Below are 11,933 nucleotides of genomic sequence, written 5' to 3'. Positions count from 1 at the left end.
GATTCAGGCGGCCGCCCCGTGTGCGGGGCGGCCGTGGTGCTGTGTTGCTGGTGCAGACGGGTGCGTCAGACCGTCGGCGAGCGGCGGATCTCGTCCTCCAATGCGTTCACCGCCTGCCGGACTCGGATGTTCATCGCTGCCGTGTGTTCCCGGAGCGCCGCCTCCGACTCAGCGCGGTGACGCCGGACCTCCTGTTCGATGGCATCCTGGGCGATCTCGATGTCCGCCATGGCCCGATGCTCGGCAAGCCGGACCTCAGCGTCGTGGACCTTGACCCCGCTGTTGCTCGCGCTGGTGAGCATCCGGTCGTACGCGGACTCGCCGCTCAGGTACTTCACCAGCACGGGGAGTATGTCGAGGAGGACGAACAGCAGGCGGACCAGCCAGATGCCCACGAACAGCACCGGGTTTCCGGTCGCAAGTTGCTCAAGCGCCCGCATCCGTTCCAGGACACCGATCTCCTTCTGCTTGGCGCGCTCCTCCTCCAGTCGCCGCTCGACGCCGTCGGCCCGGGCCTTGAGGAAGGCGCCGCGTGACGCGGTCTGCTGGGTCTCGATCTCCGAGACGCGGCTGTTCATGCGGGCCAGTCGCTTCTCGTTCTCATCGGTGCGGTGGGTCGTCCGGTAGTCCTGCGCCTTCTCGCGAAGGCGCAGACATTCGGACGTCCGCTGATACAAGCCGGTGGCGGCTGTGCGGATCAGCCGACGGCACTCGTCCCGTACCTCAGAGTCGATGGTTTCCAGCCTGGTGGTGTCCTGGTCCACCCGCTTCTGCAGGGCGGCGGCATCCAAGCGCAAGGCGGCCAGTTCCTCGGCGCGTTCACCGGGCGTCATGCCGAAGGAGAGGACGTACGTCCTGTCGCAGCCTTCCGGGGTGACGGTCCGCGTCGTGGACGGTACGGGGTTGCAGCGCACCAGATTCGTACGCAACTGGTCGATCGCATCCGTACGTTCGTCGGCGACGCGTTCTTCGATGGCCGTCTGGAAGATGCGCAGCACCAGGGGCTCAGCGATCACCGCGCCGAGCATCAGGGCGATCAGCAGGCGCACGAGGAGGGGGCCGGTCTGTCGCCGCGCGTTCGGCTGCGGAGTGACCAGCCAGCGATCGAGGTTGAGCACGAACAGCATCCAGATGCCCGTCGGGACGAGGGCAACCAGAGAGACCCTGCCGAGCGCCTCGGTCGCAAAGTTCCACATGGAGAACGCCGCGATGACGGAGGTGCCGAGCACCACCCCGCCGAGGGCCGTGTACTTGCTCCGCTCGTACCTGACCCTGTCCAGAAGCTCCTCGTCGACGCCGGTCAGAGTGCGCAACCCTCGTGCGGCGTCGAAGCCGAAGGGGCGGCGGGCGGTACGGGCAAGAGCCCCGTCACCGGTGGTGCGGGCAGCGGGCCCACCCTCCGTGGTGCGGGCGGTGCGCCGACCGCGCGCAGTACGCGCAGCAGCATCGCCAGTGCCTTGGCCCTCCCCCGCATCGGGAGCCGTCACGTGGTTCGTCAAGATGTCAGCCAAGGAGATCGTCCTCGTCCTTGACGAAACCACCCTGCGGGTCATGCGAGCCGTCCCGGCCCGATTCCGTGCGACGCGGGCGAGCTGGTCCCGACTCGACCATGCGGGCGGTGCCGACTCCGGGCGCGGCCCCGCCGCCCAACTCCCGCAGGACCTGTTCCAGGAACTCATAGTCGATGTACTCGTTCCCACTCGCCTGCCGGAGCAGGGTCAGCAGCGCGTCGCGGCGCATCTGCGCCTCCGCCGTCTCCCGCGCCTGGGCATGAGTCCGGTTCGACACCTCGGTCTCGTGCCGACGGGCCGACCCCTCCGCGGTGTTCCGATGGATGCGGGCCGCCGCCTCGACGACGTCAATCTCCTTCCTGGCGATGCCGAAAGCGTCCACGTGGTCGGATCCCTGGGAGAGCAGTTCCGCGATTCGGAGTGCGTCCTGGGTCTCGAAGTCCCGCTGCCCCCGCTGGAGTTCCCAGGAGCGCCGCTCGTCGCGCAGCTTCTGCTCCCAGTCCCGCAGGTCGTCCGACGCGTGCACCTCGGCGCTGACGAACTCCACGCTCATGCCGGCGACCCGCGGCGGCACGATCACGCTGTAGGCGGTCATTCGGTGACTGACCTCGGTCCGCACCGCGTTGACCTCCTCCACCCGGTGCCCTGCGCTCACCGTCGGCAGGTCGCCGTCGCCCATCAGGTAGGCGCGCAACGGAACGGTGACGTCGATGATGCCCTGCCGGGCGATGACGGCCGCATCGGTCACCTGGCAGGTGAAGGACGCCCGCACCGTGAAGTTGTCTGCCTCGCTCACCGACGGGAGCGTGCGCTCCACCTCGACCAGGCGCGCGCGGGTATCGACCAGGCTGACCGAGGAGGCGTCGAGCACGTCGAGGTGGGACGGGTCGAACACCATGCCCTCGGGAAACGTGCGGTAGTTCCCGCCGACCCTGAAGACGTAGACCGCGCCGGGCGGTAGCTCTGGCACGTCGTCGCGTTGGCGACGCCGAGACCACCAGGTGCCCTGGACCGTGGCCAGGATGTGCTCGGCGATGACCGGGTAGTTCACTTGCTTCGGCCTCCTTGAACGGAAGTGAAGTGAGAGGTGGATATGAGGGACGAGGTGGAGCGCCGGGAGTCCGCCGGCGGTCGGCCGCGCAGTGATCCGAGGAGTACCTGAGCCAGTTGGTGGGCGCCGGGGATCGCATAGTCGGGATGCCTCAGAGCGATGGACAGGTGGTGGCGCAGCGCGGCCCACTGGCGTCCGCTCATGGCGCTCTGCATGGCCTCGCCGAGTTCGCGTACAGCGCCGGTGACGGACGGGTCGTCCCGCAGCTGCACCAGCGTCCGGCACAGCCCGCTGACCGCCCGGCTCCGGTTGCTGCTGTGCAGGACATCCGCCCACAGGGACCCCAGGTGGCGGGCGCTGTCCGGGACGGTGCGCAGGAGTTCCGCGGTGACGGGTTCGGGGGCCTCGAGCCGGTCGGCCTCCAGGAGCTGAACGGCGGTTCGCAGCGCGATCGACCGCTCTCGGGATCCCGGGGCCGCCTTGGCGATCACGGTCCGTACGAACCGGAGGATCAACAGCACGCGTTCCGAGTCCTGCTCGGCGGTCTGCAGCAGCAGGACCAGGGAACGATGGGCCGCGAAAGCGATCCGCTCCCCGCGCTGCGTCAGGAACCAGAGCCATTTGAGCGCCTCCAGGCGGTAGAGGGAGCCCAGGCGGCCCGTGAACGCCATGGCTGCTGTCACGGCGCGGCCCTGCCCGCTGTTGTCCGTCCAGCTCATGGCGATGTTCAGGGCCTGCGGTGCGAGATGCTCGACGTCGCACATGAACTGCAGCGTCAGCGCGGCGGTGACTCGCTGACTGGCAAGCCCCTCGGACCACACCTTCAACATGTTCTCGTCGACCTCGACGAGCGCGTGCCGGGCCAGTAGCGCGACGCCGCGGGCCACCTCCGTACGGGTGTCCAGGTCGCCCAGCAGGGCCAGCTCGCCCAGCCACTGGCGCAGCGGGTACCAGAGCTCGTAGCCGTACAGGTCGTGCAGCTCCTTGATGACGAGCTCGCGGACGCGCGGCGAGGTGAACACCAGACGACGCTCGCTGCGCCCGGCGCACCCACCCGGCTCGGCCCGGTGCTCGGTCGTCACGAGTCCCACAGCCCGTTCCCTCCACCGGGCCCGGGACTGCTGGGCGACCGCACCGCGCAAGACCCCCGCGGCCTCGTCGTCCCGCTCCGCCACCGGCGTCTCGCCGCTCCGCTCCCAGTTGCGTACGTGAGCGGTGAGCGCGGAGCACTCCTTCTCGAACGTCCGCTCCGGGATGCCCTCCAGAAAGACCAGGGCCGCGAGCGGGATCAGGTCGTCCGCGGACGGCTGCTTGCGGAACAGCTCCTGGACCAGCTCCCGGTGGCGGTCCCGCAGGTGGTCCAGCGCCTTCTCCGCACCCTCCCGGGACAGGACCACGGCCGCGGCGACGGCATCCGCCGGCCGCCTCAGTTCGCCAACCCGCTCCAGCAGCTCCTTCTCGGTGTCCGACTTGAGGGCGGAGTACGGCAGCTTCTCCCGGCAGCGCTCGAACAGTTCCACGGAGTCCGGAGCCTGCCACGGCACACAGTGGTCCCGCAGCGCCAGCCGCCGACGGATCGTGCCGCCCGCCGTGATCACCAGGTACGACCCCTTGCGGCGCAGTTCCTCGCTCAGCCGCGCGATCGCGTACGCCTGCACGGCCTCGACATGCAGCTCGCCGACGTAGTCGAGGATGACGTACCCCTGCCCCGGCTTGAGGTCACGCGACACGGCCAACTCGGCCAGGGCGTTGGCGGGCGACAGGCTGCGCAGCCTGGCCTCCTCGCCCAGGGTCTCCCTGAGCAGGGCGAGGGAGCCTGCGCCCCGGCCGCAGTTGTCGTCGCCGATCAGCACCACGAGGGCGTCCTCACGCAGTTTGCTGAGCGCCTCGTCGAAGCAGGGCTGCGGCGGGGCGTAGAACTGCAGGGTCCGGTCCGCCTCCTCGGGCTCGATGGTGCCGGGTGCGAGACCAAGAGATGAGGCGGCGCCGAAGCCGAACGCCGCTCCGGAGGCGTCGACGACGCCGTAGAAGTTGTTGTTGACGAGTTGCTGGACGCGGCGCAGTTCGTCATAGCCCCGGTCGTCTTCCTCGCGTTCGTCCGCCCGCTTGCGTCCCTCGGGGGCCACGTCCGGTCCGGCACCCGGGCCGCGGGCGCTCTCCGGTGCCTCCGGCTCACCGTCGGCGTCCTCCGGTGGGGGCGACGCGGCGTCCACGTCGGGTTCGGATACAGGCGGTACCACCGCCCCGTCGTCCGGGTCCGAATCATCAGCCACCGACGCTCCCGAAGCCGAAGACAGCGCCCCGGGCGTCCAAGGAGCCGGCGACGTTGGTGACGTTGATCTTGTCGGCCCGGTACTCGTTGCTGATTCCCGTCCTGCTGTCGACTCCGCCCGCGGCAGCCCGCTCCGTCCGGTCCGCTGCGGGCTCCCCCGACGCCGGGACCGCGGACTTCCCCGCCTCCGGGGCCACGGGCTCGTGCGAGGCGGCGGCCAGCGCGCCGAGCGCGGGCACGCAGAGCCAGGCCGTGGCCTCGTACTCCTTCACCTGGACGGTGACGCGGCTGAAGTCGCCAGTGGACAGGGTCGTGTGACCGCCCGCCACCGTGGACCGGAAGACGTCGTCGGACAGCAGCAGCGCCAGGTCGACCCCGGGGTGCGCGGCCAGGGCGTCGTAGAGCGGACGTGCGTTCAGCAGGCGCGCCGTGGCCACCACGGCCGTGCCGGCGAAGCCGTTGTCAGCCAGCTCCACCAGTCCCTGGTGGATGACGGCCCGCAGCCGCATGCGGGCCTCGGGAACTCGCTGGGCGTTGTACTCGCGCAGCTCAGCGACGAGATGGCGGACGTAGTCGTCGACCAGACGCGGTTCCTTGCCGTCGACGGGCCGCACCGCCAGCTGCTCGTCCCCCTTGCGCTGGATCTGCCACTGCGCGCGGTCCAGGCCTGCGCCCCTGGCAGCGCGGTCGAGAAGGCGCGGTAGATCGTGCTGGATGTCGGACTGCCTACGGTCGTTGTTGCTCCCGTATGCCTGTGCGTCCACGGCTATGCAGGTGCAGGGATAAAAGTCAGGCCACTCAGCCACCCGATCATTTCCTCTCTGGGCAGGCGATGGGCAAACACTGCCCACGAAGTGCTGCCCGAGAGGCTAGGAGACGGTGCGTGAAGTGATCCCGTATCAGTACGGGTTGTCAGCAAAGATTTTGGCGAATTTCAGCAACTGCGGAACGTCACAGATGGTTATGCGTCGGTAACGACGTTCCACCAGTCCATGAGCTGTCAGCACGGCCAGGTTCTTTTCTGCCGTGTTGAGTTTCAGGCCGGCCAGCGACGCGAGTTCCTTCTGTGTCAGTGTCACACCGAGGTCGCACCGCTTGCCATCACTGTCCGGCGCGAGCTGGGCGTACGCCTGGCACAACTCGGCGAGGACCCGGGCCAGCCGGGTGAGCGAGTCGTAGGCCTGGAAATCGACCCGGCGCCGGTTGGCCCAGCGCAGCCGGGCGCACAGCATGTGGAGGATGGCCCGCATGGCGTCCGGGCGGCGGGCGAGGAAGGCCTCCAGCGCCCGCACCTGGATGATCCGCGCGGTCACGTCACTGCACGCGATCACTGTGCCGGACCTGGGGCGCTCCTCGAAGGCCGCCATCTCGCCGACCAGGTCACCCGCTATACGCACAGCGAGCAGCATGTCGTAGCCGCTCTCGGCGCTGGCAACAACCTTCACGACACCGCTCGTGATCAACAGGACATGGCGGCTCTCGTCGCCCTGTTGCAGCAGGGCGCGATGCGACGGATAGGTGATCGAGGTGCCCTCACCCAGGAGCTCTTCCCGTGTCGCGTTGCGTAACCGGCCGAGAAAGGTGGACGGCGGCCATGCCTGATTCACCAACACCCCCGGCGATCTCACTCCGCGGCAGCGCGCCGCTCAAGTGCCTGACCATGCTGCCGTTGAGTCGTGTGCCAGCAAACAGACAGGACGGGATGTGGCCTGTTTTCTCGCTTCACAGCCGGGATTGACTGAATGCGCGTTCTTTACAAGCACCGCCGGTCCGGGATGGCAGGAGGGGAGGCTCGACGGCTGTTGCCTGAGAGCACACTGAGAGCCGTCTGGGGGCCATCCCGCTCCCCGAGCCCCTTCGCGACCACGCCGGCCCGGTCCCCTGACCAGGGGAAACATCATCTGCACTGGCAAGGTCACTGAACGGACCTCATTCGTATCCGCAAATGCCGTAGCCCGGCATGCCGTTCCGCTCCGCGTCGTTTGTGATGGGGGTGTACGAGCCGGACTGATGGGGCCAGTGAGGTCCTGGCAGCGGCTGTGTGAGTACCGGCTGCCGTGGAGAGCCCATGTCCGCACCTTCTCCCTCCGCGCCGTCCTCGCCGGGATGGCTGAGGAGGCTCGGGCAGTGGTGTGCCCGGCATTTCGTCGTGGTCATCTGTCTGTGGCTGGTCGCGCTGGGCGGGGTGCAGGGGCTGAAGCACGCGTTCGGCGGAACGTACACCGACAACTTCTCGCTGCCCTCCACGCAGTCGCAGAAGGGCTTCGCCGTCTTCAAGGCGCACGATCCGGCCGCCGGCGGATACGGCACGCAGATCGTCCTGCACGACGCGCGGGCACCGTTGACCGGCGTCCGCGACCAGGTCGACGGGGTCGTCAGCAGCCTGGGGCGGCTGCCGCACGTGGTGTCCGTACAGAATCCGCTGGCCGCGCCACCGCCGCCCACCGGGCAGCCGGACACCGGGCCGCTGTCCAGGGACGCCGCCACCGGCTACGTCACCGTACGTTTCGATGTCCTGCCGGCCACTCTGGGCGCGTCCTACCTGGACGGCGTGGACCAGGCCGTGGCACCGCTGCGTCAGGCGGGGGTGCAGGTCGAGTACGGCGGGCCGCTGGGCGAGCTCGCCCGGCCGGAGCCCAACGACCTGGTCAGTGAGCTGATCGGGTTCGCGGTGGCGGTCGTGGTGCTGCTCGTCGCGTTCGGCAGCGTCCTCGCCGCCGGGCTGCCGCTGGTGACCGCGCTGGTCGGGGTGGTCGTCGGGCTGGGGGTGCTGGGGCTGCTCGCGGCGGCGTTCACCCTCTCCACCGTCTCGCCGACGCTGGCCACGATGATCGGCCTCGGGGTGGGGATCGACTACGCCCTGTTCCTGCTCACCCGGCACCGCCAGCAGATCATGGACGGGATGGATCCGGCCGAGAGCGCGGGGCGGGCGGTGGCCACCAGCGGGCGGGCGGTGCTGGTCTCCGGCTGCACCGTCATCGTCGCCCTGGCGGGCCTGTGGTTCTCCGGCATCGGCTTCATCGGCAAGCTGGGTGTGGCGGCCATGGTCACGGTGATCTCCGCGGTGCTTGGCGCGCTCACCCTCGTGCCCGCCCTGCTCGGCCTGGTGGGGCGGCGCATCGACGCGCTGCGCGTCCGTACGCCGATCGCCGAACCCAGCACCGAAGCCGGTACCGAAGCCGGTACCGAGGGCGCCCACGGCTGGCGCGGCTACGCGCGGCGCGTGGAGCGGCGTCCCTGGTGGTTCCTGGCCGGCGGCATCCTCGTCATCGCCGTCCTGGCCATCCCCGTGTTCTCCATGCGGCTCGGGCACATCGGCGACGGCGCGGACCCCACGAGCTTCACCGACCGGCGTGCCTACGACCTCATGTCGCAGGCGTTCGGGCCCGGCTCGAACGGGCCGCTGACCATCGTCGTCGACCAGAGCCAGGTGCCGGACGCCGACCGGTCGGCGCTCACCCAGACGGTGACCAAGGCCCTCACCGGTCTGCCCGACACGGCCTCGGTCTCCCCGCTCAAACCGACCTCGGACGGGCAGGTCCTGGCCGCCACCGTGATCCCGAAGGCCGCGCCGCAGACGGCGTCGACCACCGACCTCGTGAACCACCTGACCGGGGACGTCCTGCCCGAGGCGGTCTCCGGCACCGCCGCGCACGGCTATGTGACCGGCACGACCGCCACCCAGGTCGACTTCGTCGACGTCATCGCCAGCCGCCTCCCCCTGATCATCGGCGCCGTCGTGGCCCTCGCCTTCCTCATCATCCTGATCGTGTTCCGCGGACTGCTGGTCGCCGTGAAGGCGGCGCTGCTCAACCTGGTGTCCATCGCCGCCTCGTACGGGGTCGTGGTCGCCGTCTTCCAGTGGGGCTGGGGCGGCCCGGCGCTCGGCGTCTCTGGCACCGTCCCCATCGAGAGCTATGTGCCGATGATGATGTTCGCCATCGTGTTCGGCCTGAGCATGGACTACGAGATCTTCCTGCTCTCCCGCGTCCACGAGCAGTGGCTGCGCACCGGCCACCCCGGAGACAGCGTGGCGCACGCCCTGGAGATCACCGCCCGGGTCATCACCTGCGCGGCACTGATCATGGCCAGCGTCTTCGCGGCCTTCCTGCTCAGCGAGAACATCGTGGTCAAGATGCTCGCCCTGGGCCTGGCGGTGAGCGTCCTCGTCGACGCCACGGTCGTCAGACTGCTCCTCGTCCCCGCCGTCATGACCCTCCTCGGCAAACGTGCCTGGTGGACCCCGGGGTGGCTCGACCGCGTGCTTCCCCACCTGGATGTGGAGGGGAGCGACGTCGAGTGAGGGCGCGCCCTGCTGCTGGTGAAGGGTCCCGTACCCCTCCCGAGGCACCCCCGAGCGCGCCCCCCCACTCGGCTCCCCCCTCCCCCTCCCCCGCGCCCCGCCCGCCAGCTTCCGGTCATGGACACGCTGATCTTCGGGGGCCGCTGGTCGTCGTCCCTCCCGCTCTGCATGGTGCAGCGGATGTTCATGCCGCCCGGTCGGCCGGTTACTGCATCGGCCTCGACGCCTCTATCTCTATCCCCTTCACCATCATCCGGTCGTCGTACGCGACCCGTACGAACTGGCCGTGGCGGAACGCGCTCAGGACCCGTTCGATCACGAACTGGCTCGGGTGCGGCAGACGCGCCTGACGCCCGTTGACCACCAGCGTCATGGCCGCCTCGATCCCCGGGAACGCGGCGATCGGGGCCTGCACCGCCGTGGCGTACGCCACGAAGTACTGCGCGTGGGGTTGGGGTTGGAGCTGGGGCTGGGGCTGGGGCTGGGGTTGCGCCAGAGGCTGGGGGTGCGCCTGGCCGCCCTGGTGCTGGCCGAACTGCTGGAGCAGCGACTGGAACGGCTGCTGCTGGCCCAGCTGGTGCAGCTGCTGCTGGAGGTGCTGCGGTACGCCCTGGCCCTGACCCTGGCCCATTCCCTGGCCCATTCCCTGGCCCTGGTTCTGGCCGAAGCCCTGACCCTGGCCCTGGTTCTGGCCGAAGCCCTGACCCTGGCCCTGGTTCTGGCCGAAGCCCTGGCCCTGGCCCTGACCCTGACCCTGGCTCATCCCCAGGCCCTGCCCCATGCCCTGCTCGAACTGCTGCGGTACGAAGGACGTCATCTCTGTTCCCCTTTCGTCGTGTTGGGGTTCACCTCTCGCCCGTCACCGTCACGCCCACGACCTCGTCGTCATCGGTGTAGCGGACGCGTACGGCGTGGCGGCCGCCCGCGAACGCGGTGTGGACCGCCAGGCGGACGTGCGGCTCGGGGTCGCCGAGGGTGCGCCACGCCCCGTTCACGTACAGGCGCAGGCATGTGGTGCTGTCGTGCGGGTCGGGCAGCAGGTCGTCCCGGAAGCGTTCCGCCAGGCCCTCCGTGATCCGGCGCGGTACGAGGTGGGCCACCGCGGCGCGCAGATCCGGGCGGGTGCCGATGCGCTGCGAGGACGGGCGGCCCGGCGCCTCCCGCTGCGGCGAGCCGGTGCGGCGCAGGAGCTCGCGCAGGGGCTCCGGCGCCAGCGGGGCAAGGCCCGCCGTGCGCAGCATGCCCTGGAGCGAGGCGAGCACGCCCGCGACCTGCGCGGATGCCGGTGAGGTGCCGGAGAAGGCGTCCGTGTACCAGGTGTCCTCCGACTGGCCGCCCTGCAGCTCGCCCGGCCGGTTCCAGAAGCCGCCCGCCGTGGTGACCTCGTGGCCCCAGCCCTGGGCGTCCACCCGCGTACCGAAGTTGGAGAAGCCGAGGCGGGAGCGGTCGGGGCCGTGGTCGCGGCCGTGCGTGCCCGGGGGCGGGGCGCCCGCGCCGACCACGATCGCGCCGGAGGAGGGGGCGGCCGGGTCGAACGGGTTGCGCCACCAGGCCGGGAAGCCGTCCGGGCGGGCCTCGTACAGTGCGTCGTCCAGGCTCTCCGCGCCGTTGCCGGCCGCCTCGACGACCACCACGCCGCGCGCCGTCGCGTACCGTACGGCCGCGAAGTCGTCGGGCCACCACTCCAGCGGGATGTGGCCGCGCTGGTCGTCGTCGGCCGCGTACCCGAAGCGCGGGCCGGGGCGGTGCAGCGGGACCAGCAGGATGTCGCCGGGGGTGAGGCGGTCGGCGGCGCAGGTGATGGCCCGGGCCGTGCCGATGCCGTGGATCGACGCGAGCGCGAGGACGGCCTCCGGGGCGATGCCCAGCGTGCCGCTGCCGGTGCGGCTGCCGCCGAGCACCCCGAGCACGCCGGTGCCGTGGTTGCGCCAGGCCAGGTCCTCGACGGGGGTGCCCGCGACGATCCCGGCGAGCCTGGGCCCGAGGTCGCGGTGGCCGAGCTGCCACGCGGCCTCGACGTCGACGATGCTCACGCCCTCGCCGGAGCCGCCCGCCTGGAGCCATGCCCAGGCCGCGTCCACGCCCTGGGGGGCAGGCCCCAAGTAGCCCTGGCGGCCGCTGAAGTCAGGGGTGGCGGGCCCTTCCTTCTCGCGCCGCCCCTCATCCGTACGCCCGTCCCCGTCGTCCCCGTCGTCCTTCGCACCGAACGGGCCCGTCGCCGGGAACGCGCTCGGCTTCACGTACGCCGTCTCGATCCCGGGGAGCCCCGCGAGCCGGGAGGCGAGCTCCTCCAGGCGGTCCTCGCCGCCGCGCACCCGGTGGAAGAGCGTGAGGTCGGGTACGTCGACGCCGTGCCGGGGGAGCAGCGCCAGCGCCTCCCGCACCCGGGCCTCACTGCCGAACAGCGGCTCCAGAGCCAGCTGTTGGTCCATCAGGAACATGTCCAGGGCCGACGATTCCAGGGGCTTCCCGGACGGTGAGCCACTCTCGGCGAGCTCGGGGCGGGCGACCACGATCAGCTCCCGCTCGACCGGGTGGTACGCGAAGCCCGCGCCCTCGGGCCCGGGGTCCTGCGCCCCGGCCGAACCGGCCGAGCCGGCCGAACGAGCCGAGCCGAGCGAGTCGCCCATGGTTCCCACTCCCATCCGTCCGTCGGTATCCACCGTCGGTATCCATCTGTCGGCACCCGTCCGCCGGGGAGAACCCTGCTGCGGGGACCCCGACCTGTACAGGACGCAATCTCGACAAAGGCCGACGCGGCCGAATCGATGGGGACGGATATGAGACACACCGGCC

The 11,933-nt window shown here is 70.5% G+C and carries 8 protein-coding genes; 1 reads left to right on the top strand and 7 read right to left on the bottom strand.

Features of this window, described 5'->3' with window-relative positions:
* Nucleotides 1-65: 65 nt before the first annotated feature.
* From ACFWA7_RS13950 to ACFWA7_RS13930, 5 genes are all read right to left on the bottom strand, one after another.
* On the bottom strand, nucleotides 66-1,553 hold the full coding sequence (locus ACFWA7_RS13950; protein ID WP_385822997.1) for a DUF4407 domain-containing protein: 1,488 nt from the start codon (nucleotides 1,551-1,553) through the stop codon (nucleotides 66-68).
* Entirely contained in the window at nucleotides 1,504-2,562 is a 1,059-nt protein-coding gene (locus ACFWA7_RS13945; protein WP_385822995.1) for a hypothetical protein, read from the bottom strand. The genes ACFWA7_RS13950 and ACFWA7_RS13945 overlap by 50 nt, the downstream gene beginning before the upstream one ends.
* On the bottom strand, nucleotides 2,559-4,835 hold the full coding sequence (locus ACFWA7_RS13940) for a hypothetical protein (RefSeq protein WP_385822993.1): 2,277 nt from the start codon (nucleotides 4,833-4,835) through the stop codon (nucleotides 2,559-2,561). The genes ACFWA7_RS13945 and ACFWA7_RS13940 overlap by 4 nt, the downstream gene beginning before the upstream one ends.
* Nucleotides 4,828-5,598, bottom strand: a complete 771-nt coding sequence (locus ACFWA7_RS13935) for a hypothetical protein (RefSeq protein ID WP_385822991.1) — start codon at nucleotides 5,596-5,598, stop codon at nucleotides 4,828-4,830. Before ACFWA7_RS13935 ends, ACFWA7_RS13940 begins: the two co-directional genes overlap by 8 nt.
* A gap of 135 nt (nucleotides 5,599-5,733) precedes the next feature.
* The gene (locus tag ACFWA7_RS13930) at nucleotides 5,734-6,447 is read right to left on the bottom strand and encodes a Crp/Fnr family transcriptional regulator (RefSeq protein WP_385822989.1); all 714 of its coding nucleotides are present in this window, start codon (nucleotides 6,445-6,447) and stop codon (nucleotides 5,734-5,736) included.
* Between the two features lie 455 nt (nucleotides 6,448-6,902).
* Here ACFWA7_RS13930 and ACFWA7_RS13925 point away from each other — a divergent pair, with 455 nt between their 5' ends.
* Nucleotides 6,903-9,137: an MMPL family transporter gene (locus ACFWA7_RS13925; RefSeq protein ID WP_385822987.1), complete on the top strand. Its 2,235-nt coding sequence runs from the start codon at nucleotides 6,903-6,905 to the stop codon at nucleotides 9,135-9,137.
* Between the two features lie 205 nt (nucleotides 9,138-9,342).
* On the opposite strand, the gene ACFWA7_RS13920 is transcribed toward ACFWA7_RS13925, so the two are convergent.
* Both ACFWA7_RS13920 and ACFWA7_RS13915 read right to left on the bottom strand, forming a co-directional pair.
* Entirely contained in the window at nucleotides 9,343-9,954 is a 612-nt protein-coding gene (locus ACFWA7_RS13920) for a hypothetical protein (RefSeq protein WP_385822985.1), read from the bottom strand.
* Between the two features lie 28 nt (nucleotides 9,955-9,982).
* Nucleotides 9,983-11,782, bottom strand: a complete 1,800-nt coding sequence (locus ACFWA7_RS13915) for a S8 family serine peptidase (RefSeq protein ID WP_385543966.1) — start codon at nucleotides 11,780-11,782, stop codon at nucleotides 9,983-9,985.
* Nucleotides 11,783-11,933: the final 151 nt, after the last annotated feature.

This window comes from Streptomyces sp. NPDC059994 (genome assembly GCF_042737755.1).
GTDB lineage: Bacteria > Actinomycetota > Actinomycetes > Streptomycetales > Streptomycetaceae > Streptomyces.
The sequence above is the reverse complement of the archived record's forward strand: the minus strand, read 5'-3'. Positions and strand labels throughout refer to the sequence as shown.

Bases quoted from the DNA above. Each gene is read 5' to 3' on its own strand.
- ACFWA7_RS13925 (WP_385822987.1), top strand. From the start codon at position 6,903: ATGTCCGCACCTTCTCCCTCCGCGCCGTCCTCGCCGGGATGGCTGAGG.
- ACFWA7_RS13915 (WP_385543966.1), bottom strand. From the start codon at position 11,782: ATGGGAGTGGGAACCATGGGCGACTCGCTCGGCTCGGCTCGTTCGGCC.
- ACFWA7_RS13920 (WP_385822985.1), bottom strand. From the start codon at position 9,954: ATGACGTCCTTCGTACCGCAGCAGTTCGAGCAGGGCATGGGGCAGGGC.
- ACFWA7_RS13950 (WP_385822997.1), bottom strand. From the start codon at position 1,553: ATGACCCGCAGGGTGGTTTCGTCAAGGACGAGGACGATCTCCTTGGCT.